Here is a 26,075-nt window from a genome sequence, read left to right as displayed (position 1 = left end):
ATGTCCACTTTTCAATCAGAATTTACGACAAATCCTGCAAGCCTATTTATGTGAAAAAAGTAACGATGTTCTGTGCAGCCTCCGGAGTTGCAGGCTAATTCCAGCTATACGCCAAAAAGGCCTCCGTTCTTCTCGAGAAACGGGGCCTTTTGCACGTACTTTTCATATAGGGTGCTGAAGTAGGTTCAACTCGTGAACGTCCCAGCGCTAGTTATCCGTAAAAAGCCTGCAGCTCGCGCACAATCGCCGCCTTGTCATGCTCCACAACCGTCATATGCTGCGGCATCTCGAACAATGCGGAAATTGGCGCCGGGAACTCCTGCTTAATGCCGGTCAGGGCAATCGCTTCATCGAACTTCGCCGGGTGTGCGGTAGCAAAGGTAACTGTCACTTCATCCGGTCCGCCGAAAGCCTCATAAGCTGCGATCCCGCAGGCCGTGTGCGGATCAAGCAGATAGCTGTACTCCTGCTGGTATTTGCCGATAATATCGAGGCACTGCTGATTCTTGACGCCCAGTGCCGCAAAATCAGCCTGCACCCGTGCGAACAGCTCACCGTCAACTGTAATTTTCCCGTCTGCCGCAAGTCCCGCCATATACTCCGAGAGCTTCACTGCATCCTCATCCAGCAAATAATACAGATAGCGCTCAAAATTGCTCGCCACCTGGATATCCATCGAAGGGCTGTACGTGCTCGTAAAGCCGCCTGGTTTGTATTCGCCGGTCAGCACGAAGCGTTCGAGGATGTTATTTTCATTCGTGGCGATGATCAGCTTGTTGATCGGCAGCCCCATTTTTTGGGCCAGGAAACCGGAGAAAATGTTGCCGAAGTTACCCGAAGGCACACTGATATTGATCTTCTTGCTGCCGCTGTTCCCGATTTGCAGGTAAGCATAGAAATAATAGACGGTCTGGGCCAGGATACGCACGAAGTTGATCGAGTTGATCGCCCGCAGGTGGTATTTGCCTTTGAAGTCCAGATCCGCGAACAGCTCCTTGATCACCTTCTGGCAATCATCGAAGTTGCCTTCGACGGACAGATTCAGCACATTGCTGTCGTCCACAGTCGTCATTTGCAGCTCCTGTACCTTGCTCACCTTGTTATGCGGATGCAGGATACAGATCTTGATGCCTTCTTTGCCGCGTACGCCCTGAATCGCCGCCGCACCGGTATCACCCGAGGTCGCCCCGAGAATATGGATAATCTCGCCCCGCACCTTGGCAATGTAAGAATACAGCTCGCCCATAAACTGCAGCGCCACATCCTTGAACGCAAACGTAGGTCCATGGAACAGCTCAAGCACGTATAAGGAATCATTTACTTTATGAAGAGGTGTCACCTCCGGCGCACGGAAATTGCCGTAGCTGGTGTACACCATTTCTTTGAGATCATCGTAAGGAATTTCATCGTTGGTATAATGGGAGAAAATCTCCAGAAACAGCTCCTGGAAGCTAAGCTTCCGCCATTCCTCCAGCATGTCCGGGGAAATTACCGGGATCTGCACCGGAACCATCAGCCCGCCGTCATCCGCCAGCCCCATCAGAACTGTATCAATAAAGCCTCTAGCTTCCACATTTCCTCTTGTGCTTATATACTCCATACCAGTATCATCCTCCTGAGCCCCTCTTTATTTACCCTATATAGAACTACCCTATATATTAACACGTTTAAGCGTTAAAGTCCGTTACTTCCGTGTCAACTTTTGTGAAAAAAATACGGCTGCCGCGCCTTACTTCTGCTGAAGCTGCTTCCAGACGGTTTTGTTGCTGTACTGCTTCGCTACGCTGACATCTTCGCCGAACCATTCAGGGGCGGTGAAGCTCTCCGCTTCCTCCAGCGAATCGAATTCAACCTCGATCACCGTAAGCTCAAGCTGAGTGTAGACATCGATCTCTACCGTGGTGCCGTTCCATACGGCAGTAGTGCGGGTTTTGACCAGAGGCACGGCCTTCACGGCCTCAATCATCTGGTTATATAAACCTTCGGAGATGTTGTATTCGATCTCCTTCCGGCTGATGCCCTTGCCGTCCTTGAAGGTGTGCGTGAAGGTAACCTCACCCGAATCCAGATCTGTTATTTTGCGCACCCGCAGCTCCTGCCCGTCCTCAATCGCCAGATACGTCTGGTCAATGCTGTGCCGGGTAAGCACGTTGAGCTGTCCTCCCTCAATCAGCTGCTCCGGATATTCCGGCAGCAGGAACTTGCGTTCAATCTCCATCCCCATGCTGTCTCTCTCCCTCTATAACGCTATACGTTATGCGCTCTGCGATGTTTTATATTATTTATCATCATAGGGGCAGGTCATACGTTAGTCAATCGGTGACGGTGAAACTTGGCGCCCGGGGGACATGGCAGGACAGGTTGGCTGACACATTTAGTTGGATTTTCTAGATCATCAACATAACTGCACTTTGTACAGCTAAAAATGGTTTTTTCGGCGTTATTCCCAAAATAGCTGCACTCTGTGCAACTAAACACGGCTGTTTCGAGGAAAAGGGGCCTTTTCTGCCCTTTTAAGTGTACGTACTACAACTATTTCAAAAACCCATGAGCTGCCTCTCATTTTAGCTGCAGAAAGTACACTTATTTTGTTGGACCACACTCAAAATGTCTGTGAATGATTTGGAGGTCATTACGGAGCAGGGAGCCTTATTCCGCTGCTATTACTGAATTTAAAAAAGGGGCATCCCCCATGGGACGCCCCCTCTTCTATATCCGCTTCGCCACAATCTGACGCCAGCAGTTCTTGCTTACGCTTCCCCTAGCGGGAACAGCAGCGGTACGACCTTGCCTGCGCCGACATCAATCAGTCCAAGGTCCGTGATTTTCAGCGCCGGACTGACCGGCAGCGAATGCGTGCTGATCGACATGATCGGGTTGTAATGATCATAGCCCAGCGATTCCATCGCTGTCCGCAGCTCAAGCACGCGCTCCGCTGTCTCAGCCAGCGGCGCTTCGGTCAGAATGCCACCGACCGGCAGCTCAAGCAGTGCAAGTACCTCGCCATCGCAGACGACGCAGAAGCCGCCCTGCGCGGCAATCACAGTATTGGCTGCAAGCACCATATCCTCGGCGTTATGGCCGACCACGAGCAAATTATGATTGTCGTGCGAATACGTGGTTGCAACCGCGCCGCGCTTAATCGTGTCGCCGCCGATCAGGCCGTAGGCACGGTTGCCGTTCTTGCCGTACCGCTCGAAGGTGGCGATCAGGCCGAAGCCGCTCTCCCGCCACTGCAGCAGGCCGTCTTTCACTTCGGCCTCCGCATGCTTCTCTTCGGTAAACGTGGACACGTTGTTGACCATCATCACGCGGGCACCATAGCGGCCGTCCGCAAGCGCAGCAGGCACCGCGAAGTCAGCGGCCGCAAGCGGTGCGAGCTGCACGCTCTGGTAGAAATGAGCCGGGAACTGCGGCTCCTGTTCTGCCTGCGGCAGCGGCTGCTTGCGGTCATAGACCTGAGCGCCCCGCTTGTAGACCGCCTCAATCATGAAGCTGCTGAGGTCCGACAGCAGCAGATAATCGGCGGTTTTGTTCGGCGCGATCACGCCGCGGTCGTCCAGCTTCATCCGCCGGGCCGGCGTGTAAGTGGCCGCATAGACCGCGTCTTCCGGCGCCATACCCATAGCAATAGCCTTGCGGACCAGATGGTCGAGATGGCCGGTCGCTACCAGCGAATCGGTCATCACATCATCGGTCACGAAGCAGAAATGCTCGCTGACCGGATGATGAATCAGATAGTCCACCACATCCGGGGTCATCGATTTCTCCTGGATCTCGATGAACATCCCGGCTGCAATCCGTGCGGTCAGGCCCTCAATACTCTGGTGGGTATGATCAGAATCAATCCCGGCAAAGATCAGCTGATGCAGATCCAGATCCAGCAGCTTCGGCGTATGGCCTTCGATGACAAGACCGGGATACTTGCTGCGGACGTGCTGGAGGATCTGGTTGCTTTTACAGTCCGGGTCTCGGATGACATCGACGAAATTCATCACTTCGCCAAGGCAGATCATCTGCTCCGTTTCCATCAGCTCATCGATATCGGCAATTTCAATCGAACCGCCCGTTGTCTCCAGCGGAGTCGCCGGCACCGAACTCGGAATCGCGTAGAACATGTCCACCTTACAGTCCCGGCTGGCCCGGATCATCTCATGGACACCTTCCACACCAAATACATTAGCCATTTCATGAGGCTCGGGGACAATTGTTGTTACCCCGTGCTGCAGAATACCGTAGGAGAAGGTCTCCGGTGTAATCATCGTGCTCTCAATATGCAGGTGGATATCGATTAGCCCGGGCACCAGATACTGCCCCTCAGCGTCAATCGTCTCTGCAGCAATGAATGTCTCCGCACCAAGCGGACCTACATAGAGAAAACGCCCTTCCTTGACGGCAACATTCGCTGTCTCGAACCGTTTATAGTAACTGTTGTACACTTTAGCGTTCAGTATAAGTTGATCTGTAATCATCATGTCTGCTCCTTATGAAGCGCTACTGCACCAGCACCAGCTTCTCTTTTGGAAAATAAACCGTGACCTGCTGTCCTTGAATGAAAGGCTGCTCCATTTCCTGATTAACGGTGAATACACCGAGTTCCGTCTCCACCTGGTACTGATAGCTGCGGCCGAGATACGTGCTGATCTGCACCGTTCCGGGCAGTGTGTTAAGGGTTGTACCCGGCTCAGGCATAGCCGTAAACAGCTGCAGATCATCAGGTCGGATGGCCCCGAGCAATCCGGTGTTGCCCAGCCCCTCCGGCCGTTTAGCCGCCAGGAACTTCAGCGCTCCGCGGCTGAGTTCAATGTCTGTACCTTCATCATTCCGGCCTTCAAAAGCAATAAAGTTCCCGAACCCGATAAACCGGGCCACAAATTCGCTGGCCGGATACTTGAAGATCGAGGACGGTTTGTCGAGCTGCTCAATTTTGCCATTATTCATGACGGCCACCTGATCGGAGATCGAGAAGCATTCCTCCTGATCATGGGAGACATAGACGGTCGTGATGCCCAGCTCCTGCTGGATGCGGCGGATTTCCACCCGCATGTTCACCCGCAGATTGGCATCAAGATTGCTCAGCGGCTCGTCGAACAGCAGCAGATCCGGTTCGATGACCAGCGCCCGGGCAATCGCCACCCGCTGGCGCTGGCCGCCGGAGAGGGCAGCCGGAAGTCTTTTCTCGAAGCCGCCCAGACTGACAATCTCCAGCATCCGGGTTACCCGCTTCTTCACCTCTGCTTCCTTCAGCTTGCGGAGCCGGAGACCGAACGCCACATTGTCATACACCGACAGATGCGGAAACAGCGCATAGCTTTGAAACACAAAGCCGAAATTGCGCTTTTCTACCGGGATCTTGGTGTAATCCTTCCCGCCGAACATGAATGCCCCCGCTTCCGCGTTCAGGAATCCGGCGATCAGCCGCAGCGTGGTAGTTTTGCCGCAGCCGCTGGGGCCGAGCAGCGAGAGAAGCTGTCCTTTGGCCAGCGACAGATTGAAATTCTCCAGAATCAGACGGTTGTCATACGCAACCGATACCTGCTCAAGACTTAAAAGTGACATTGCGTTATGCCTCCGTTATCCTTTAATAGGCTATCTTTTGGTAAAATAAGCGAATCCCATCAGCCGCTCGATGACGAACATCAGCGTTGCCGTCAGCACCATCAGAATGACAGAAATCGCGGCAATCGTAGGATCGAAGTAATTTTGCACATAGGTCAGCATTTGAATCGGCAGGGTACTGATCCCCGGACCGGTCATAAAGACGGAAATATCCACGTTGTTGAACGACTCCAGAAAAGCGATCAAAATCGCCGCCAGAATCCCGGAACGGATGTTGGGCAGCACTACTTTGAAGAACGTGTACAGCCTCGATGCTCCCAGGCTCTGCGCTGCTTCCTCCACCGCGAAATCGAAATTTTCAAGACTTGAAGCTATAACCCGGATAATAAACGGGAGCATAATCACCGTATGTCCAATCAGCAGTCCGGCCACAATCGGCAGCCCGTAGACGACAATCAGGTAACGCAGCAGCGTGAAGCCCAGCACAATGCCGGGAATCAGCACCGGGGAGAGGAAAATCGCATTCAGCGTATCCCGCCCGCGGAACCGGTAACGGCTCAGTGCGTAGGCCGCAGGTACACCCAGGAGTAGCGCCAGCAGATTGCCGAGCAGCGAGATTATAATCGAGGTCTTGAAGGTCTCCATAAATGCGCTGACCTCGAAGATGTTCTGATACCATTTCAGTGAAAAGCCCTCAGGGGGGAATTTCAGGACTGTGCCCGGCTCAAAGGAAGTAATAGAAATGATGATGAGCGGCCCCAGCAAAAATATAAAGACCAGCAGCGTGTACAGTGACAGCATGCGGTTCCCTTCCTTCATGTTCTCACCCCTTCGGATTTAAGCGGTTGGCCCAGGCATTCATCAGCCCCACCACTACAAATGTAATAACAATCATAATGACAGCGATCACTGAAGCTGCCTGCCAGTCATTCAGCGTCATCGCGTTCTGATACAGAAAGGTTGATACTACCCGTTCCTTACCGCCAAGCAGTGCTGGCGTGGTATACGCCGTGAGGCTGCCGACGAAGACCAGAATTCCGCCGATGATCAGCCCCGGCACCGTAAGGGGAAAGGTGATTTTGCGGAACGCGGCAAACGGGGAAGCACCCAGACTGCGTGCCGCCCGCACCAGCTCATGATCCAGATTCTCCATCACTCCAAGCAGAGTGATAATAATCAGCGGCAGGAACAGATGCACCAGACCGATCATCATGGCCGCAGGTGTATAGAGAATGTCCAGGGGCTTCGCAACCAGTCCGGTATTGACCAGAAAGGAATTAATCAGCCCTTTTTTGCCGAGAATAATCATCCAGCTGAAGGATCGCACAACGGGACTAGTCAACAGCGGAAAGATCGACAGCGCCAGCAGAAGGCTCTTTTTGCGGGCACTGGTCCGCGAGATATAATAAGCCGCCGGATAACCGAGCAGCATACAGACCAGCGTGGTCACGACACTTACCCGGAGCGTAGTCAGCAGGATGCGGTTAAAGTACCCGTCGCGGAAAAAATGCAGATACCCTTCCAGCGTCAGCTTCCCGTCCTGCACGAAAGTGGAGGCGATGGTCAGCGTAATCGGGACCAGCATGAAGGCCGCCAGGAACAAAAGGCCCGGCAGCAGCAGATATATGGCTCGTTTGTTCATTCTAATGACTCCCGTCCTTCTTCGGCTCTTGGTTCAAGCTGTTCAAGCTATTAATGAAGCATTCCAGAAAAGCGGGCGCGTCCACCTCCAGGCAGACAGCGGCATTCGCAGGCTTACCCAGCCGGTCCTGGAAATCACAGACGGTCTGGCCGTCGCACAGCTCGCTGCGGGTCTCCACGTCCACATAGTAATCGTGCGTGGTGACGAACCCGCGGTTCAGCGCCACGCCAACCGCCAGCGGATCATGCAGGGCACACGCCTGCACACCGTTGCGCTCATAGTAGCGCTGCCGGTAGTCTGCCGTGCTTTTCTCTACATACTCCCGGATCGCCGGAATACGCAGCTTCGCGATATCCTCCGCGGCAAGCAGCGCCTTGCGAGTCACATCCAGCCCGACCAGCGTCAGCCGGGGGAACCCTGCGGCAAGCACCTGCTTCGAGGCCTCCGGATCGACGTACATGTTGTATTCCGCCGTCGGTGTGATATTCCCGAAGCCCTGCACCACGCCGCCCATCACAATCACCTCGGCGGCATGCTGAGTTAGCTCCGGGCATTGGTGCAGCGCACGTGCCAGGTTGGTCAGCGGCGCAGTCATAATCAGTGTGATCTCGCCTGGCTGCTCCTGTAGCTGGCGGATAATGAAGTCTTCTGCCCGCTCTGCTTCCGCCTGCTTTGTTATTCGCATATCGCCCAGTGCACCGCCGATACCATCTGAACCGTGTACGCGATGCTCAAACATAGTATCGCGGACTAACGGCTTGTCAGCTCCGCGGTAGACCGGAATCTGCCCGGATACGCCGAGCAGTTCGAGAATTTTGCAGGTGTTAAGAGTTGCCTGCTCCAGCGAGACATTGCCGCTGACCGTGGTGATTCCGACAATGTCGAGCTGTCCGCTCGTCACCGCCAGCATAATGGCCAGCGCATCATCCACCCCGGTATCTACATCCAGAATGACTTTTTTACGCCCCGTCATCCTTAGCCGCCAATCTCGCGGTTGAAGCGGTCGGTCCACTCCGTAATGTGCTCATTCACGAACGACATATCCAGCTTGCGCAGCTTGCTGATAACATCCGTTCCGTAAGTTACACCAGCCGCTTCCTCAGCTGTCAGTACCACCTTTGTGTTTACCGGGGAATCCACCTTGGCTTTGGCAGATGCTGTCTGCACTTCTTCACTCAGCTGCCAGTTGATGAACTCTTCGGCAAGCTCTTTATTGTCGCTGCCTTTAACGACGTTAACAGTATTCATTACGGCATAGGCGCCGTCAGAGGGTGCTACAAATTTGGCATCAGGTACAGCAGCCTGCAGATCCTTGAAGTACATTTCCATAATCGGGCCGCCGGCAATCTCCTCCTGGCCGAACATGTTCACATACTCGGAGGTCTGGCTGTAATATTTCACAACATTCTTGTCCAGCTCTTTCAGCTTTGTAAACGCCGTATCTTCATTGAAGTCCGCATTGCCTGCCGCAAGTGATGCCGCATCTACTACCATCGGACCTGCGGTAGCTGTAATTGCCGGCATGGCCAGGTTTTTATCGAACTTCGTCCACAGATCGCTCCATGTAGTTACGTCACCTTGGGTAAGGGCCGGATTATAGGCAATTCCCAGGCGTCCGATCGTGTACGCAGGGCCATATTCTGCACCCAGCGGCGCTTTGGCGATATCATAAATGTTCTGGATATTCGGGATCTTGCTGCTTTCGATTGTTTCGAACAGCCCTTCATTAATCGCCTGCTGCGCATAATAGTCGGACAAATACACCACATCCACATCGGAGCTGCCTTGACGGATTTTGTTCAGGCGCTCGGCGTTGTTTCCGATTTCCACTACAATTTTGACATTGTGCTCTTTCTCAAACGGCGCATAGACCGATTCTTTGAAGAAGTCTTCCGAGAAGCCCCAGGTAGAAATCACCAGCTCTGTCGGTTCTCCCGCTGCTGTCGCTTCGGGTGCAGCCGCATTATTAGTACCGGTGTTGTTCGTCGCAGTATTGTTTGCGCCGCAAGCGGCCAACATAGAAGTCAGGGCCAGTGCAAGGCCGGTAGTCATGATCTTTTTCATTAGTAAATAACCTCCCAAATGTAGTCCTAATAGGTGTACAAATCCAGCGTTCATCCTGCAATCCGGCATGTTCTGTCAGTCTCTTATCGAAGCAATCGGCAGCGTAAATCGGATCAGCAGCACCCCCTGTTAGTAATAAACCTCTGATTCCCCTTATTTTTTCATAAAAAAAAGAAAAGCATTCTTGTAGGAACAAGAACACTTTTCTTTGTGTAAACAAAGCAAAAGAGCTACCCCGTTATAAAAGGACGGTCTTCGCTTAAGATAGATCAAAAGCAAAAATCCGCTAATATCATGTTTAAATTGTCATTCTCCGGCCAGTATCATGTTCGTAAAAGCCCACTGGGTCGGTGCATCGTAATCCCTGAGCAGAACCTCAATCGTTAAGCCCATTTCTGCTTCAAGTCTTTCCTTGAATCTCTTCTTAAACAGCATCGACATCCGAAAATCCACTTCCTGCTTCAGCTCCGGCGCCTCGCCTTCAAGGGCGGTCGACCGGGGAGATCTGCGGTGCTTGGCGTGAAAGGTAATGACCCGCTGATCGACAGTTACGCGGAGCAGGGTCGTCCCGAAACCAAACAATTCCTTGGAGATCTCATTGTAGATCTGGCACATCTTCTTCTTCTGCTCGCTGTTTTCCAGTTCTGCCATGAAACCACCTTCGAAAACAGAATATCGTACAATCACATCGAGATTAATTGCTATTATACATAACTATCGTATTTCCAGCAAGAAAAAAGCTAAATCTAACATGAAAGTAACGCAAAACACGAACATTAACCGTTATGTTATTGTGGATTGATCAGGAAAAACCGCCCCGTTTGCCCATAAAAGCTAGTATTTCCACCGCTCGGCCACCATCTGACCGCATACGCCAGATTCAAAAGCACCTTTACCTTTCATTTTACCAGATTGCCTGCGTGCGCTGAAATCAAAGGCACTCCTGCTTCTGATTACGCGATATTGCCAGCCTACGCTATAATCAATGGCACTTTTACCTTTCATTCCACCATATTGCCCACGCACAGCGAATTCAAACGCACTAATACCTTTCATTCCACCATATTGTCCGCCTACAGTGAATTCAAACGCAATAATACCTCTCATTCCACCTTATTGCCCGCCTACAATGAAATCGAACGCACTAATACCTCTCATTCCATCTTGTTGCCCGCCTAAAGCGAATTCAAACGCAATAATACCTCTCATTCCACCATATTGCCCGCCTTCAGTGAATTCGAACGCACTAATACCTCGCATACCACCATATTGCCCTCGTACAAAATAAAAGAAGCCAGGTTTCCCTGGCTTCCCTCATTCCCTGAGATGCTTATTAAGCTTGTGCCTTCAGGTGGAAGCATCCGCTCACATAGTCGCGCTGGATGTCAGGCAGCGCCAAGCCGGCCTGCATCAGCCGGTCGCCGCCGAAGGCTTCGCCGCTTCCCAGCACCGTGTAATCGGTGTCCGGGTTGAGTCCCCGGAGCTTCAGTGTCCGGCGCGCCGGGTAAGGCACAGCCATGACCCGGAAGTAATAGACAAGTGCTTCGCTCTGATCGTCCGAGACGAACATCCAAGCCGTTTCATTACCCTCGAACGGGCTTTGCAGGCGGTACAGATTTCCCTGCTGCACAAGGCCGCGGATTTCCTTGTAATTTGCTACCTGCTCTTTAACGAGCTCTTTCTCCTCTTCGGTGAACTTCGTCAGATCAAGCTCATAGCCGAAGTTGCCGGACATGGCGACATCCCCGCGGAAGGACAGCGGCGTAACACGGCCAACCTGGTGATTCGGCACTGCGGAGACATGTGCGCCCATTGCGCTCACCGGATACACCAGACTGGTGCCGTACTGGATCTTCAGGCGTTCCGCCGCATCGGTGTCATCGCTTGTCCAGGTCTGCGGCATGTAGTAGAGCATACCCGGGTCAAAACGTCCGCCACCGCTGGAGCAGCTTTCGAACAGAATATTCGGGAAGTCTGCCGTCAGACGCTCGATCAGCTCATACAGCCCCAGCACATAGCGGTGGGCGGTTTCGCCCTGGCGCTCCGCCGGCAGTTCTGCCGAGCCGATCTCCGTCAGGTTGCGGTTCATATCCCATTTAACATAGGCAATCGGCACCGTGGAAAAGATTTTGCTCAGTGCATTGTAAACATACTCGCGTACTTCTGCACGTGTAAGATCGAGCACCAGCTGCCAGCGAGCTTCGGTGCGGCGGCGTCCCGGCACATGGAGGCACCAGTCCGGATGGGCGCGGTACAGATCACTATCCGGCGAGATCATTTCCGGCTCTACCCAAAGGCCGAACTGCATGCCGAGGTCGTTGACCCGCTTCGCCACATCGGCCAGTCCACCCGGCAGTTTGCGCAGATCCTCGGTCCAGTCGCCGAGCGAGGAGTTGTCGGCATCGCGCTTGCCGAACCAGCCGTCGTCAAGCACGAACAGCTCAATGCCCAGCTTCGAGCCTTCGGCGGCAATGTCTACCAGCTTGTCGGCATTGAAATTGAAGTAGGTCGCTTCCCAGTTATTCACGAGGATTGGCCGTTCCTTATCACGGAATGTTCCTCTCACCAGGCGCGTACGGTACAGGCGGTGATACGTCCGCGACATGCCTCCGAGACCTTCATTCGAGTAGACCATAACGACTTCAGGAGTCTGGAAGCTTTCGCCCGGAGCCAAACGCCAGGAGAAATCAAAAGGATTCAGACCCATGCACAGTCGGGTATGTCCGAAGGCATCCACTTCAGCTTCAGCCGCGAATCCGCCGCTGTAGACCAGTGAGAAGCCGTACACTTCGCCCTGGTGCTCGTCGGTATCCGGCTTAGCCAGTGCGGCGAACGGATTGTGCTGATGGCTGCTCATTCCCCGGCGGGACTGCAGCGCCGTCGTGCCCTGTTCCAGCCGTCTGCGGGTCAGGTTCGCCTCCCGCGACCAGCCGCCGGAGAGATAGATCAGGTCAAACTGGCTGTCCTCCGGAAAATCAACGGAAGCGCTCAGTGCCCGCAGCAGATCAAGCGGGGCCTGGCCATCATTAACGAATTCTACCGAGCGGGCAATAACGTCTGTGTCGCGGTAAACGGTATAACGCAAAATAACATTCAGCGACGCGTAATCATCGCGCAGCGTAATTTCCAGCGTATCCGCTTCTTCCGGGGATTCCACATACACGGACGGAAGTCCGGCAAGCTGCGGCTTGCCCGGCAGTACACGGTAACCGGTATAGTGTAGCTCCGTAATCCGCGTGCCGTCCGTCAGCTTGACCTGATAAGCCGGTACACGGTAATCGCCTGTGCCGTACTGCGGATATTCCTGCGGAAGCCGGTCCAGCGCAGTGCCCACCCCCAGATGCGGCAAGCCCTCCAGATTGCTGTCATGGCGCAGTTTTTTGCCCCAATACACGTGCATCGGATAGTTATTAAAAAGACCGATAATATAACTCATACCCTTGCTCTGTAAATGAAATGTCCCCTTGTCTTCCTGTACCCAAATGGCCATGGACCGGTTCCTTCTCTCCTGAATATTGTTATATTTTCTTTAATGGGAGCTCGCAAAAAATCCAGCTACCTCTCATCCTGCCATTTCGCCCGCGCAGGCCGGATTCAAAGGGATTTTTCCCTCTCTTTCCACCAATCCACCCGTACAGACCGGATTCAGAGGGATTTCCCCCTCTTTTCCACCCTTTCGCCCGGGCAATGCCCTGTTGCTCTCGCATCACCCCGGGCCAGGCGCATCAGGCTTCCTTCACATAATCCGCCATGGAGCGGACTTCTAGACCTGTCGGCGCAGCCGGAACGAAGTCCTGCTCTCCGCTGCCGCGCAGCGAGAACTGCACCGTCTTCGGCTCGCCCGGAAGCAGATCGAAGAAGTTGTCAGAGAAGATGCCTTCCTCTTCCGCCGTCAAATACACCCCTCTGGCCAGCACATCGCTGCTGACCGTGAAGCTTAGGCCGCCGCTGCCCGGAACCTCAGCCACTGTGAGTGCAGGCTGACTCAGCTTGATCTCTTTCGCCGCAGCGAAGTAATGCTCTTTCTGCTCCAGCAGGGAGCCCTCTGCCAGCAGAGAAGCTACCAGCACCACCTGCTTCGGATCGCTGGCCTCCAGCAATTCCGCAGTTGGCACGGTGAATACCACCGCCGCCGAATCGGCAGCCAGCTGCACGGGCTGATTCCATTCCTTCAGAACCGAACCGCTGAAATCATACAGCCGGAGCACCAGCTCCCCGGCCAGTGTTTCCCGCAGGTCGGATACTGCATGCACCTGCAGGTTTATCCCGTCCATTTCCTCAATGGAGAGCAGGACATCCTTGAAGCTTTTGCGCGCGGTATATTGCAGTGCTTTCCAGCGGCCGTAGTAATCCATGCTCGCCCAGGAGGCCACCGGCCAGCAGTCGTTCATCTGCCAGTACAGGGTACCCATGCAGTACGGCTTGTTTCTCCGGTGGCTTTCAATCGCAACCCTCATGGCCTCCGCCTGAAGAATCTGGCTCATATAAAGGAATGACCTGAAATCCTTTGGCTCCGGCAGATAGATGTCCATATATTCTTTAATCAGCAGATTGCCGCGTCCATTCTTCTGGTGTGCCAGCATCACTTCCGATTCCAGCTCCATATCCGCTTCCTCCGCATAGCTCAGTACCGATTTCAGCTCCGGGAAGGACTGGAAGCCGTATTCGCTCATGAAGCGGCCCACCTTGACGTTATAGTTCTCAAAAGGCTCAATCCCGTGCCAGACACCCCAATAGTGAATGTCTCCCTCGCCTGTAATCCGCGTCGAATGCTGGTCTATATTATTAGTACGTTCACGCAGCGGAGAGGACGGCCAGTAATCAACACCCGGATGATAAGCTGCTACCGCCTCCGGCAGAATGCGGTGGAAAATCTCCTCGTAAGCTGCCCATAGCGTGTCGCGGATCTCAGAAGTGAGCTTTTCCTTCCAGCCCCAGCCCATATTCTCCTCGAAGTGGGCCCAGGCAGAGTCGATCTCATTGTTACCGCACCACAGTGCGATGCACGGGTGATTGCGCAGCCGCTTCACATTATATTCCGCTTCCTTCCGCACACTCTCCAGGAACGCTTCATCCCCCGGATACATGCTGCAGGCAAACATGAAGTCCTGCCAGACCAGCAGGCCGTATTCATCGCACAAACGGTAGAATTCCTTCTCCTCATAGAAGCCGCCGCCCCATACACGAAGCATGTTCATATTCGACTCCACGGCTGAGGCAATCTCATGACGGTAGCGGTCACCGGTAACCTCAGTGATGAAGCTGTCATTTGGTATATGATTCGCACCCTTTGCGAACACCGGCACACCGTTCAGCTCGAACTGGAACGAAGCACCCTTAACATCAGGTTTACGGATCAGCTTGATTTCGCGGAGCCCGGTTGTCACTTCGGCAGTATCTTGTACCGTACCCTTCTGCAGCAGCTCTACCTGGAATGAGGTCAATTCCGGCACTCCCAGCCCGTTACACCACCACAGGCGCGGATGACCGATCACCAGCTCCAGTTCCACAGCTTGTATGCCGGCATCCAAAGTAACTGCCTGCGTCCACTCCTGGCCGTCCGCTGTAATCCGCAGTGTTCCTTCCCCTACCTCCGGCGCATTGACTTCAACAATTGCCGTCAAACGTGCCTCTTCTTTCTTTATAACATCCTGACGGATATAAACATTCGTAATTGCAGCAGCATTTCGTCCAGTAAGCACCACTTCACGCCAGATGCCGCTTGTCAGAAATCTCGGACCCCAGTCCCAGCCGTAATGATAAGGCGCCTTGCGGGCAAATACGCTGATCCGCTTCTCTTCAAGACCGCCCAGTTCCGACTGGTCATTCGGAGCGGGCAAATCATATCCGAGCTGCTCCAGCTTCGGCAGGTCCTCTGTCACCACAGAGCGGAACTTCACCAGAATCTCATTGTCTCCCGTCCGCAGCAGACCTTTGACATCCACTGTCCAAGCCCGGAACATATTGTCTGCTGAAAGCGCATGCACATTGTTCACATACACATCGGCATACGTATCCAGCCCCGCAAAGTTCAGCTCCGTAACAGCCAGGCTCTGCCAATCCCCGTCAAGCTGCAGCTTCGTTCTGTACTCCCAGTCTTTCTTATCGATCCATTGCAGTTCATGCTCATTCTTTCCATAAAAAGGCTGCGAAATCAGCCCATTACGTAGCAGATCGGTATGCACCGTTCCCGGCACCACTGCCGGCAGCCATCCTTCATCCCCACTAGCCCTAAATTCCCAATTCGTCAAATCAAGCCGTTGTTGAGTCATGAGTCCTCCTAAAAGTTTTGTTAGCTTATGCATCCTTGAGTCGCTTCGTACAAAACTCACTTCGGAAGCATATGCTTAAGTTTTGTGAGCCTACACCCTAATTCACCGGTTTGCGCCGCATCCTCAAAATAGCATGTGTGCGCTTACTTTTCATTACATCCATTTTGGATTCATTGTATTTTGTTATAATATTGTTAGTGATACACCAATTATAATCCCAGAAAGAAAACAAATAAAGACAATAAATAATAATTGAATACATTTATCCATCCGAAAAATCGCGATATAATGTTCATGTAAACGCTATCAATAACATGAAAAGGGGACTGTGCAATGAGAAACAAGTTATTTTCGTTATGTTTTGTTATCATTATGGTTTTCTCTCTATCCCTGACAGGCTGTGGTTCGAACAACAATAATAATAATGCAGCCACAGCAACCGATGAGCCTGCAGCAACAACAGCGCCAGAGAGCACCGACGCAGCAGCAACCACTGAACCGGCAGCAGCCAGCGGCTCTGACATCAGCGGCAAAATCATTTTCCTGACCAACAGAACCGACATGATCGGCAAAGAGTATGACGAATATTTAAAGCGCTTTAATGAGAAATATCCGAACATCAAGGTTGAATTCGAAGCTTCCCAAACCGACTACAACCAGCAGGCTAAGGTCAGAATGGCCAGCGGCGAGCTTCCCGACGTAATGTTCATTCCTAACATCCCTAACTCCGATCTGCCAAAATATTTCGCACCGCTGGACGATCTCGGCCTCACCGATAAAATTACATTTAAAGACTTCAAATCCTATGAAGGCCAGCTGTACGGAATTACCACTGGTAACTCCACTACAGGGATTGTCTATAATAAAAAAGCCTTCGCCGATGCCGGCATTACCGAAGTCCCTAAGACCTGGGATGAATTCCTCGCTGCCTGCGAAAAGCTGAAAGCCGCCGGTGTAGTGCCGCTCGCTTCCAACTTCAAAGACAAATGGCCGCTTAACGACTGGGTATACTCTGTTCCCCGGATTATTGCCGGAAACCCTGATTTCCCGAATGAGAAGCTGACTACAGACACACCTTTCACAATGGATAACGGCTACGGCAAATCGCTCAGCCTGCTTAGAGAACTGAATGAAAAAGGCTATCTGGAAAAAGACATCAACTCCACCAACTGGGAACAATCGAAGAAGGACATCGCTTCCGGCAAATTCGCCATGTACTTCCTGGGCAACTGGGTTATCAACCAGGTTATCGGCGCTGGTACCACTTCGGACAATGTAGGCTTCTTCCCGCTTCCTTATGACAACTCAGGCAAACTTACTGCTCCGCTGAGCCCTGACTTCTTCTACGCTGTTGCTAAGAACAGCAAAAATGTAGACGCTGCCAAAGCCTTCGTTAAATGGATGATCGAAGATTCCGGATATGAGGATTTTGCCGGATTCATCTCTCCGCTGAAGGGCAAAGAATCCAACTTGACACAGCTTAAAGAATTCCAGGCTACTGGTGTAGTTCTGCAAGAAGGTACAGTGGATGACGCTAAAGTAACTGAAATCACCAACAAAGCACAGCTCGACCTGCCGGCTATGGCTCAGGAGTTCGTTCTGGCTAAAGATCCGCAAACTGTCTTCGACAAATGGAACAAAGCATGGGCGAAAGCTAAAAAAGACCTCGGCTATTGATCCTATAAACACGCTGCACGGTAACTCCGCATAAACATCGGCGCAAAATGGATTATGCCTTCTCTGGATAATCCATTTTGTCGTCAATCTAAAGAGAGCTTCTTACGGAAGGAAGGCTGAGAAATGTTCGGAACATTATCCTATAACAAACAGAAGACCATTATTATCGTATCCTTTCTGCTGATTCCGCTGCTGCTTCTGGCAACGTTCACCTATTACCCGGCGATTAAGCTGGTTTACTACAGCTTCACCAACTGGGACGGCTACAGCCCCGAGAAGCCATGGGTCGGCCTGGACAATTACCGCGAGGTATTCAGCAACCCGGATATTTTCAAAGTATTCACACATAACTTTGCCTACTTTGTGATGGGGATCGTCCAGAATATCGTCGCCATTTATTTCGCGGTCGTGCTGAGCAGCAGGCTGCGGGGCAAAAACGCCTTCCGGATTATGCTGTTCCTGCCTTACATTATGAACGGCGTCGCTGTGGCCTTTATGTTCGGCTATGTTTTTGACACCACTAACGGATCACTGAATCTGTTTTTGGACAACATTGGGCTTCACCATCTGGCCCAGACCAGCTGGCTCGGTACCGAAGGGCTGGTAAACTACTCGCTTGCCTCCACCGGCTTCTGGCGGTTTATGGGTTACAACATGGTTATTTACATTGCCTCTTTACAGGCTATTCCGAAAGATATTTACGAGGCGGCCAAAATCGACGGCGCAGGCTCCTTCCAGACCTTATGGAGAATTACGCTGCCGAATATGAAGCCTGTGATCCAATTGAACCTGTTCCTGACGGTAACTGGCGCACTTGAAGTCTTCGATCTGCCGTTCGTTCTGACAAAAGGCGGCCCTGCCGGCGCCAGCCAGACTTACGTGCAAAAAGTCGTTGAAACCGCATTTGCTTTTAACAATTACGGGCTGGCCTCGGCAATGAGCATCATCCTGCTCTTCTTTGTCGTCATTGTGCTGCTGGTGCAGCAGCTGGTACTTAACCGGGGAGGAGACAAATAAACATGGCACATAACAAATTTCGTTTTGTTGATTTCATCAAATACTTCACGCTGCTGATCGGGGTATTTGTCGTCCTTTTCCCTCCATATGTGGTCATCGTGAATGCCTTTAAATCTACCGACGAGTTCAACTCCAGCAGTTCAATGGCTCTGCCCAAAAGCTTCCTGAACTTCGACAACTTTACCGCCGTCTTCCAGCGCGGGGGTCTCCTCAGCGGGTTCGGCAATGTCCTGGTCATTATTATAATTACATTGACCCTGAACATTCTGTTTGGGACAATGGTGGCATACGTGCTGGGCCGCTTCTCTTTCAAGCTTAAGCCGGTTGTATTCGGAGCTTATCTGGTAGCCACTATCATTCCGAGCATTACCACACAGGTCGCCACCTTCGGCATCATCAAAAATATGGGCCTCTACAACACGCTCGGTGCCCCTATCGTGCTCTACATCGGTGCAGACGTTATCCAGATCATTCTGTACCTACAGTTTATCCGCAACATTCCCTTTGATCTCGATGAGAGTGCCATGGTGGAAGGTGCATCCCTGTTTAAAATCTACCGTTCGATCATCTTCCCGCTCTTAACTCCGGCAACAGCTACGCTGGTGATTCTGAAGACGATCAGCATCTACAATGACATGTACATCCCTTATCTTTATATGCCCAAACAAAGCCTTGGCGTGGTCACCACCATTCTCATGCGCTTCCAGGGAGTCAATTCGGGCGAATGGAACCTGATCTGTGCCGCAATTCTGCTGATTCTGCTGCCGACGGTCATCCTGTACTTCTTCCTGCAGCGTTATATCTTTGAGGGGGTAACCAGCGGGGCCGTGAAATAGGGGGATGTACGGAAAGGAATACTACAGTGGTATCATACATCCTGAGAATTCCGCGCAGACTATGGCTGTTTCTGGCCAACCTGCCGATGGAGCGCAAGCTGATTGTCGTTTTCGTCTTTCTTCTTTCTCTGCCGATTACTTATGTCAGCTACCTTTCCTCCCGCTCCACCTTTAATTCGGTGCTGCAGAGCTCCACAAAGAGTGCCGGCCAGATGGCGGGCAGCGCTTCGGATACCATAGACAGGTATGTCGCTGATTTAAAAAGAAATACAGCGCTGCCGCTGTATAATACGGATGTTCAGTTTTATCTGGAGCAGCAGTATGCCGACTGGGATAAGAACACCAGCATGTCGATGTTCCTAAGCTATTTGAACCATACGAAAGACGAGATCATTGCCGTATACTTAGTGGACAAATACGGTTCTGTCTTCTACGACAGAGCTCCCAGCATTAATGAACTGTTCCCCGCAGAGCGGATGAATGAGTGGAAGACTCTTACCAAGGGTGCCGGGGTAGCGCCTGTTGTCCAGGGACGGCATACGATCCGGGTGAACGCCAGCGATCACCGTGAAGTTTTCAGTGTCCTGCGGACGATCACCTCGGTCAGCACGCTGAAGCCGATCGGTATGCTGGTCTTCGATATCGACATCAGCCTGTTCAAAGGCATCGCCGACCCGGTCAATACCGTCACCCAGGGCAATACTCTGATTGTGGACAATCAAGGACAGCTTATCTATGGCAGTTTAAATACAGAAGCGCAGAGCCGTGTTCTGCAGCAGCATGATATCCCCCTGCTGCTGCAGAATACGGATCAGCCGGAGGGCCATTTCCAGATTCACCTGGAGGGCCGGGATTATCTGGCAGTGTATACCGTATCACCGATTACCGGGTGGACAACCATCGTTACTATTCCGCTGGAACGGATCCTTACCCCGGTGCAGAAGACCCGAAATACGCTAATATTGACTACTTTGGCGATTGTAGCCTTTGCTTTGGTTGTGGCGACGTTCATTTCCTATGCGCTGACCAAACCGCTGAAATCGATGGTCCGCCTGATGAAGCAGGTGCAGCATGGCAATCTGGATGTCTGGCTTTCGCCTAAATATAACGATGAAATCGGAATGCTCGGCAGCCACTTCAACCGGATGATCATCCGGGTCAAGGATCTGCTCCAGGAAGTATCGCTTACGGAGAAACGCAAGCAAAAGGCTGATATGCGTGCTTTGCAGAATCAGATCAACCCGCATTTTATTTACAACACGCTGGAATCGATCCGCATGCTGGCAGAGAGCAGTGACGATCCACGTGTGGCCAGGCTGACTTATCTGCTCGGCCTGCAAATGCGTTACGGAATTGTCCGCAGCGATGAAATGGTGACGATCCGGCATGAGCTGGATCATGTGCGCAATTATCTGCATCTGCTGCAAATCCGTTTCCCGGATAAATTCAGCCTGAATATTGAAGTACCGGAGGAGTTTCTTCCGCTTCCGGTAATTAAGCTGGTCTTCCAGCCGATTGTCGAGAACGCCGTGTTTCACGGACTGGAGCCTAAAGAGGGTCCGGGTGCAATCCATATTACCGCTTGGACTGAGGATGGCAAAATCGTATTTTGTGTCGAGGATGATGGTGTCGGCATGGACGAGGGTACCCTGCGGCTTCTGAACAACAATCTGATGAACGGGGCCGATGGCGAAATGTTCGGCATCGGCCTGCGCAATGTAAATGAGCGGATCCGCCTTCATTACGGCAGCACCTTCGGGCTGCGTGTATTCAGCGAGCCTGGCCGGGGCACCCGCGTTATTCTAAGAATTGACGACCTCTCGAATGCTCGCGGTGATGAATAATACAATATATGCTGAACTAAAGTACTGTAAGATGGCGGAAGCGGCGGAGGGGAAGTTTGGAATTGGAGGAGCGAATGCGTCCGCCTTTAGGTTTGGATTTCTACCGCAAACAGCGGTTAAAATCAGGAAATCCAAACCTAACAGCGGCCGGAAGTCCAAACATTCCCCGCAGCCCGCGTTCTACGCCAGCTTGGCAAATCTAAAGTTCAGCTTATATAGTCAGGAAAGGGGATATCCGGATTGCTGCGTATTGTGATTGTAGATGATGAGGTTCTGATTCGCGAAGGCCTGGCCCGGATGATCAGCAAAGAGAGTAGCACCTTTTGTGTCGTCGGTACTTATCCGGACGGCAAGCATCTGCTGGATGAGCTGCCTTCCCTTCAGCTGGACGTTGTCATTACCGATATCCGTATGCCGCAGATCGACGGCTTGGAGCTAATCAAGCGGCTGAAAGCCAGCCACCCGCAGATTCGCACGCTGCTGATGAGCGGATTCGTTGAATTTAATTATGCCCGGGAAGCCATCCGCAGCTCAGCCGTGGATTACCTGCTTAAGCCGATCAACAAAGAACAGCTTTTCGAAGTACTATATGCCCTGGATCAGGCACGGAAGCAGCAGCAGGACAAAGAAGAACGCCAGCGCTCCGGGCTGCTGCTCTCCCTGCTGCAGATCGAGGAGCCTTCCTCTGTTCTTTTAAACGGTCTGGGTTTGCCACAGCCGTATTTCACGATCTATGTCCTGAAAGGGGGCAGCCGGGAAACGGCCCTTACCTATGCTGAGCGTCTTCGGCAAGAGAAGGGAGCCCTGTTTGACCTTCTGGAGATGCATAAAGGCATCCAGGTATGGGTCCGTTATTCTCCACAGCCGCTCTCCCCTGAAGAGCAGCGCGATATCATGGAGTATGTCAGTCCGGCTGGAAGGAATCAGCGCCTGCATATCGGGGGAAGCCGTTCCTATTCCGATCCGGCCAGATTGAGAACCGCTTATCTCGAAGCCAAGCAGGCCTGTGATGCGGGAATTTATAATCCGCAGCCGCTGCATTATGCTACTATAGAGGAACTTAATGTTGCGGAGAAGTCTGCAGTTGATCCTTTCGCTCCATTCCGGGAGCCGCTGATCCATGATCTGCAGATTCTAAGTACCGCCGGGGTGCAAGAATGGATCCGCAAGATGTTCCGCGTGCTGGAAGCGGGGCAGGCCACTCCGGATCTGATTCTCCGCTCCCTCCATCACGTGGAGGAGACCGCCCGCAAAGAATTGCAGGAATTCGAAGCCGTCTACTGGAAAGAGACCCGCCCAAGGCTGGAGGAGCAGATCAAAACCTGCATGAGCCTTGGCGAAATGGAAGAGCTGTTCACAACTCTTTTCTCCGCTGCACTGAATGAAATCCGCACCCACCGGCTGGAGATGTCCGGTACGGCAGTTGAAACGGTGAAGCGCTGGGTGTCGGCCAATTATAATCAGCATGCTGACCTGAATACGCTAGCGGGTATGGTATTTTTGACGCCAAGCTATCTCAGCAAATTGTTCAAGCAGGAGACCGGGCTCACCCTGACCGACTATATTATTGAAATCCGCATCCGCAAAGCGAAACAGCTGCTTAAGAGTGCCCACGACCTGAAGGTACATGAAATCGGCACCGAAGTCGGCTATCCCGATCCCGCTTATTTCAACAAGCTTTTCAAGAAGGTAGTCGGCGTCACGCCGAACGAATACAAACGAATTTCCCACGTATAAGGAGACCGATATTTTGCAGCCACAGTTCCCGGCATCAAGCAATAACGATGAGATCCAGGTGTATGAAACTACAGAGCTATATGGTGAAAAAGGACGCTTCCGCGTTCTCCAGTTTTCCGGCGAGGCCATTCAGGGTGTGCTAGATCTGGAGCATCCGCGGCGCGTCGTCTTTGAGTATCCGCGGGCAATGATTCATTTAATGGAGTGCAATGAGCCCTATTTCCAGAATGTGTTCCTGATTGGACACGGAGTCGGAACGATTGCCGGTTATTTTGCGGAGAAAAGCTTCAAGGTAGCTGAGGTGAACGCTGAGGTCGTAGACTATAGCCGAACCCACTTCGGTTATCATCAGGACAACGTTATGATTGGCGATGGCCGGAGCCTCCTGGGGCGCGAGCAGAACGGACGTTATGACTACATCCTGCTGGATGCCTTCACGGCCGCCGGAACGCCGCCACATTTAACCTCCAGTGAATTTTTCCGCCTCACCCGGACCAAGCTTCATTCACGAGGTGCTATCCTGATGAACCTGATGGGCCGAAGTGAAAATGACCGGTTGATCAAGGCCATCCACACTACGCTTAGTGAAGAATATCCCTATATCAAAGCCTTCGCGCTTCCTGCGGAAGGCTCTGCAGATATCCGCAACATTGTTATTATGGGCAGCGGCAAACCGATCCGCTATCAAGCCCGGCATATGGCCGGGTTTATTGAGGTCACCCTCGGTCAGGGCCATGTGATCAGAGACTGAACCGCGAGCAGATCAACCGCTATTTATGGCTTGGACTCCCGGCAGGCGTTCCTTGAATTTCCACTTCTTCTCCTCTGCCTGCTGCTACTCCTGCTAACCACCCACGCTTGGGACTTTCACCCCAGAGATAGCTCCATACTTAGGCACACATAAAAGAGAGCCGCCTGTGACAGGGCAGCCCTCTATGCAGGTATTATAAGCTCTTGCATCTGCGTCACTAGATATCCATGCAGATCAGACAAATATCGTCCTGTTCTATCTGCTTATCCCCTTTTCCCGAGGCAAGCAGAGTATCCATAACGATGGAAATCGGCTCTTCTCTAGTTCCTCTCATGGCTTCCAGCACCAGATTCATCTGGTCTTTCAATAATCGTCCCGGACTTTCGATTAAGCCGTCAGTATATAACAGCAGTCTGACCGGGCCTTTGATTGGAATCGTTTGTTTCTCCGCCTTCAGCTCCGGAATTAAACCGATCGGAAGACAAGAGGATTTCAGTTCCGAAATTTCCCCGTGTTCATCCATCAGTAAGCCGCTGGGATGTCCCGCATTTATATATTCGACCGTTCTTTTCTTTGGATCCACTATTAAATAAATGGCTGTGAAATAGAAGTTCGCAGCTGTCACAGCCTCTTTAAAGAGCTTATTCATGTGATTATTCAGTTCATTGATTACTTCTTCAGGACTAAGATTGGCCTGAATAATCCCTCTCAGCAGAGAACGGGTAGACATGCAAATAAGGGCTGAGGACACTCCGTGCCCCATTACATCCATGATTAAAATGCCATACCGATGCTCATCCATACGATACCAGGCATACATATCTCCTCCGAGGTTCTTGGAGGGAATATAGCGGGCATCTATAGAAAACTCCGGGGTGTAGATGGGGCGGCTGAGAACACTCTTCTGCACCTCTCTCGCCAGGTCCAGATCGATCTGATTATTTTTCTCAATCAGCTTTGTATGGGTAATGTCAAGCACTACCCCATTTACTGTTATCTTCCCGGTCGCCTCATCAATAGATGAAAACACCCGGCTCTCTACCCAGCGCATTTCTCCGCTTGCGTGGACAAGTCGGTATTCCAGAGTGGTATCCGTCGGAATGTTCTGCGAGGCGGCGCTCATTCTGCTTTTCACCCTGGCTTTATCTTCATCCAAAATTTGTGCAGACCACAAATCAGGATATTGGTAATATTCCTCGGGTGAATAGCCGAATACCTTCTCGCAGGCTGGTGAAATCGTTAATAATTTACTCTCATTCACATCATAGGACCACAAAATAATATCAATACTTCCAAAAATATTATTCAGCTGAGTCTGGACTTCAGCCAGTTTACCCTGCATTCTTTCAAATTCGGTAATATCCTTGGCAAAACCGATAACACCCTTAATTTCTCCGTTAGCCTTTAGGGGTACACTGGATAAATCAAAGGTGAGGTATCCACCGTCTTTACGCCGCATTTGTAATTTCCTTGAGGTGGAGAGCAGGCTGCCTTTGGTGATATCCACAAAGGTCTGCTGGACCAACGGCACATCTTCAGGAAGGAACAGGCTTGTAAACAATGTGTTTTGAATCTCCTCTTCTGTATATCCAAGAAGGTCCAGAAGATTCGGGCTCGCAGTGTTTAGGGAACCATCAAGATCGACAACATAGATGCCTGCATTGTTATAAAGGAATAAGGATTTATACCGCTGCTCACTCTCCTGCAGCTTCCTGGCGTTATCAATCTGCTGTCTGTGCATGATGTACAGCGGCAATAATACAACCCCTTGAGTGAGAATATCGATAACAAACTCATAGGCAAACCTTTTATCAACAAACACTAGATTATACAAATCCAGTGCCAAGAGGATCAGGAGGATAAGCGGAAATCTGTATTTCGGAAGCCATTTCCCCCAGGAATTAAGGGAAGTATTGTTCATGTCACTCTCCTTCTTCTTCGCATGGAGAGGGTTACATAGGCTCCGGAAGGGATCAGTCTTACTTCATCCATAATTCCTTGAATAAGGACTAGCCCCCTTCCACGGGAGCCTACTTTAACGGGAGAGGCCGGATCGTTGTGCAGCTCAAAGGCTTCTCCATTTTGACAGACGGTTATCTCCATCGTATCCGATTCGACCTGCCAGGTTATTTTGAACCTACAATTTCCCGCCGGGCAGCCATGCTCAAATGCATTCATGCAGGCTTCTTCAGTTACCAGCTGCAGCAAAATCGAATCGTGCTCGGAAAAGCCTGTTTGAGCGGCAATGGTCCGGGTGGTCTCCATAGCAAGTGCAATGTCATCGGGTTTATTAATAATCAGGATCTCCCTGTATGTCCCCTCAGAAAGTCCATTCATCATTCTTCACCTTTAAAATAAGCATACGCCTCACTGATATCCGGAAAGATCTTCATCAGAGTGCGGAAATGAACAATCTCAAATATCTCGCCCACCGTGGCTTGCACTCCGCCAATAACAAGCTCCTTATCGGCTCTTCCTGCACGGAGCACAGCGTCTGCTATTACACCAAGCGCAGCGCTGTTTAAATAGGATACTTCCGTGAGCTCCAAGACCAGTTTGGTTTTCTCGGAATCTGTCAGTTTCAGAAGAGCTCTGCGGAACTCCTCCACATTCTTTAGCGTTACATCCGCCTTCCAGTTCAGCTGCTCCACCTTATCCTTCAAGGAATTATCCATG

Annotated in this window: 21 protein-coding genes; 6 read left to right on the top strand and 15 right to left on the bottom strand. The window is 51.8% G+C overall.

The genetic code is table 11. From position 1 onward, the window contains the following. Positions 1 to 211: 211 nt before the first annotated feature. From thrC to L6H70_RS27090, 12 genes are all read right to left on the bottom strand, one after another. On the bottom strand, positions 212 to 1,600 hold the full coding sequence (gene thrC / locus L6H70_RS27145) for a threonine synthase (RefSeq protein WP_236337340.1): 1,389 nt from the start codon (positions 1,598 to 1,600) through the stop codon (positions 212 to 214). A 129-nt stretch (positions 1,601 to 1,729) separates the two neighbouring features. Continuing rightward, complete coding sequence (locus tag L6H70_RS27140) at positions 1,730 to 2,224, bottom strand: CYTH domain-containing protein (protein ID WP_236337338.1); 495 nt, start codon at positions 2,222 to 2,224, stop codon at positions 1,730 to 1,732. 526 nt (positions 2,225 to 2,750) lie between these two features. After that, complete coding sequence (locus tag L6H70_RS27135; protein WP_236337335.1) at positions 2,751 to 4,472, bottom strand: adenine deaminase C-terminal domain-containing protein; 1,722 nt, start codon at positions 4,470 to 4,472, stop codon at positions 2,751 to 2,753. Between the two features lie 22 nt (positions 4,473 to 4,494). Beyond that, positions 4,495 to 5,559 carry an ABC transporter ATP-binding protein gene (locus tag L6H70_RS27130; protein WP_236337333.1) on the bottom strand — a complete coding sequence of 355 codons (1,065 nt, stop codon included), beginning with the start codon at positions 5,557 to 5,559 and terminating at the stop codon, positions 4,495 to 4,497. 30 nt (positions 5,560 to 5,589) lie between these two features. Continuing rightward, on the bottom strand, positions 5,590 to 6,378 hold the full coding sequence (locus L6H70_RS27125; protein WP_236337332.1) for an ABC transporter permease: 789 nt from the start codon (positions 6,376 to 6,378) through the stop codon (positions 5,590 to 5,592). A gap of 4 nt (positions 6,379 to 6,382) precedes the next feature. After that, positions 6,383 to 7,201, bottom strand: a complete 819-nt coding sequence (locus L6H70_RS27120; protein ID WP_236337331.1) for an ABC transporter permease — start codon at positions 7,199 to 7,201, stop codon at positions 6,383 to 6,385. A gap of 1 nt (position 7,202) precedes the next feature. Beyond that, complete coding sequence (locus tag L6H70_RS27115) at positions 7,203 to 8,174, bottom strand: nucleoside hydrolase (protein WP_236337330.1); 972 nt, start codon at positions 8,172 to 8,174, stop codon at positions 7,203 to 7,205. A 2-nt stretch (positions 8,175 to 8,176) separates the two neighbouring features. After that, on the bottom strand, positions 8,177 to 9,265 hold the full coding sequence (locus L6H70_RS27110; protein WP_236337329.1) for an ABC transporter substrate-binding protein: 1,089 nt from the start codon (positions 9,263 to 9,265) through the stop codon (positions 8,177 to 8,179). A gap of 306 nt (positions 9,266 to 9,571) precedes the next feature. Next, on the bottom strand, positions 9,572 to 9,916 hold the full coding sequence (locus L6H70_RS27105; protein ID WP_206103236.1) for a DUF2294 domain-containing protein: 345 nt from the start codon (positions 9,914 to 9,916) through the stop codon (positions 9,572 to 9,574). A 183-nt stretch (positions 9,917 to 10,099) separates the two neighbouring features. Next, positions 10,100 to 10,372, bottom strand: a complete 273-nt coding sequence (locus tag L6H70_RS27100) for a hypothetical protein (protein ID WP_236337328.1) — start codon at positions 10,370 to 10,372, stop codon at positions 10,100 to 10,102. A gap of 226 nt (positions 10,373 to 10,598) precedes the next feature. Next, positions 10,599 to 12,755 carry an alpha-galactosidase gene (locus L6H70_RS27095; RefSeq protein WP_236337327.1) on the bottom strand — a complete coding sequence of 719 codons (2,157 nt, stop codon included), beginning with the start codon at positions 12,753 to 12,755 and terminating at the stop codon, positions 10,599 to 10,601. A gap of 235 nt (positions 12,756 to 12,990) precedes the next feature. Further along, positions 12,991 to 15,537, bottom strand: a complete 2,547-nt coding sequence (locus L6H70_RS27090; protein WP_236337325.1) for a beta-mannosidase — start codon at positions 15,535 to 15,537, stop codon at positions 12,991 to 12,993. Between the two features lie 333 nt (positions 15,538 to 15,870). Here L6H70_RS27090 and L6H70_RS27085 point away from each other — a divergent pair, with 333 nt between their 5' ends. The 6 genes from L6H70_RS27085 (at position 15,871) to L6H70_RS27060 (ending at position 23,399) form a co-directional block, all read left to right on the top strand. Next, on the top strand, positions 15,871 to 17,214 hold the full coding sequence (locus L6H70_RS27085; RefSeq protein ID WP_236337324.1) for an ABC transporter substrate-binding protein: 1,344 nt from the start codon (positions 15,871 to 15,873) through the stop codon (positions 17,212 to 17,214). Between the two features lie 123 nt (positions 17,215 to 17,337). Then, complete coding sequence (locus L6H70_RS27080; protein ID WP_236337322.1) at positions 17,338 to 18,231, top strand: carbohydrate ABC transporter permease; 894 nt, start codon at positions 17,338 to 17,340, stop codon at positions 18,229 to 18,231. A gap of 2 nt (positions 18,232 to 18,233) precedes the next feature. Then, positions 18,234 to 19,067 (top strand): carbohydrate ABC transporter permease, encoded by an 834-nt coding sequence (locus L6H70_RS27075; protein WP_236337320.1) that lies wholly within the window; start codon positions 18,234 to 18,236, stop codon positions 19,065 to 19,067. 26 nt (positions 19,068 to 19,093) lie between these two features. Beyond that, positions 19,094 to 20,911, top strand: a complete 1,818-nt coding sequence (locus tag L6H70_RS27070; protein ID WP_236337319.1) for a cache domain-containing sensor histidine kinase — start codon at positions 19,094 to 19,096, stop codon at positions 20,909 to 20,911. A gap of 240 nt (positions 20,912 to 21,151) precedes the next feature. Continuing rightward, positions 21,152 to 22,648: a response regulator gene (locus L6H70_RS27065; RefSeq protein ID WP_236337318.1), complete on the top strand. Its 1,497-nt coding sequence runs from the start codon at positions 21,152 to 21,154 to the stop codon at positions 22,646 to 22,648. A 13-nt stretch (positions 22,649 to 22,661) separates the two neighbouring features. Beyond that, the gene (locus L6H70_RS27060) at positions 22,662 to 23,399 is read left to right on the top strand and encodes a spermidine synthase (RefSeq protein ID WP_236337317.1); all 738 of its coding nucleotides are present in this window, start codon (positions 22,662 to 22,664) and stop codon (positions 23,397 to 23,399) included. Between the two features lie 217 nt (positions 23,400 to 23,616). Here L6H70_RS27060 and L6H70_RS27055 read toward each other — a convergent pair whose 3' ends face one another. From L6H70_RS27055 to L6H70_RS27045, 3 genes are read right to left on the bottom strand one after another with little or no spacing between them, the layout of a single operon-like run. Beyond that, positions 23,617 to 25,320, bottom strand: a complete 1,704-nt coding sequence (locus L6H70_RS27055; RefSeq protein WP_236337316.1) for a SpoIIE family protein phosphatase — start codon at positions 25,318 to 25,320, stop codon at positions 23,617 to 23,619. Continuing rightward, positions 25,317 to 25,736 carry an ATP-binding protein gene (locus L6H70_RS27050; RefSeq protein ID WP_236337315.1) on the bottom strand — a complete coding sequence of 140 codons (420 nt, stop codon included), beginning with the start codon at positions 25,734 to 25,736 and terminating at the stop codon, positions 25,317 to 25,319. The genes L6H70_RS27055 and L6H70_RS27050 overlap by 4 nt, the downstream gene beginning before the upstream one ends. Next, complete coding sequence (locus tag L6H70_RS27045; protein ID WP_236337314.1) at positions 25,736 to 26,074, bottom strand: STAS domain-containing protein; 339 nt, start codon at positions 26,072 to 26,074, stop codon at positions 25,736 to 25,738. The genes L6H70_RS27050 and L6H70_RS27045 overlap by 1 nt, the downstream gene beginning before the upstream one ends. Between the last annotated feature and the right edge of the window lies 1 nt (position 26,075).

It is taken from the genome of Paenibacillus auburnensis (genome assembly GCF_927798115.1).
Taxonomy (GTDB): Bacteria; Bacillota; Bacilli; order Paenibacillales; family Paenibacillaceae; genus Paenibacillus_AQ; species Paenibacillus_AQ auburnensis.
This window is presented reverse-complemented; position numbering and strand designations above follow the sequence as displayed.